The organism is Tsukamurella conjunctivitidis (genome assembly GCF_007858475.1).
Taxonomy (GTDB): Bacteria; Actinomycetota; Actinomycetes; order Mycobacteriales; family Mycobacteriaceae; genus Tsukamurella; species Tsukamurella conjunctivitidis.
In genome coordinates this window covers 1-562 of the sequence record NZ_VIGX01000222.1, presented here as the reverse complement: position 1 = coordinate 562, position 562 = coordinate 1, and the positions used below count along the sequence as shown (strand labels likewise).

Annotated in this window: 1 pseudogene; it reads left to right on the top strand. The window is 41.5% G+C overall.

Features of this window, described 5'->3' with window-relative positions:
• Positions 1–354 (top strand): annotated as a pseudogene (locus FK530_RS27650) (ATP-dependent DNA helicase RecG); the annotation flags it as partial.
• Between the last annotated feature and the right edge of the window lie 208 nt (positions 355–562).

Sequence of the window (562 nt, the reverse complement as noted above, 5' to 3'; positions counted from 1 at the left end):
TCACAACTTCATCAATTAAGAGGGCGAGTTGGTCGCGGATCGAAAGCCTCTTTCTGCCTCCTCCTTTACTCTCCCCCACTCTCCCATATGACGAGAGAACGACTGGAGATTATGCAACTTACCAATGATGGCTTTGAGATTGCAGAGAAAGATTTTGAGCTTCGAGGCGCAGGAGATATCTTCGGCACACGACAAACGGGTGAGTTTCAATTTAAGATGGCCGACCTCTTTTCCCATCAACATCTTATCGAAAAAGCAACATCGATCGCCGATAATGTGATCAAAGATGAATCGCTAAGCCAAAAACTGATTGAGCGCTGGATAGGTGAGAGTAATGAATTTATCTGGAGTTGATTTTTAAGAATCAAATATCAATATTAAAGCGGTGGAATCTTTTGCATAACCTTCTTACGTAGCCATTGGGGCATCCGATATGATGTCTATTCCATTCTTATCACTACTCCATCAAAGATGAGAGATCAGCACTTAAGATATCGGTAATAAAATCATGGCCCGGCGCTTGAGTAATTAAAAACTCACTTCGATTTCTAATTAAGGCTAA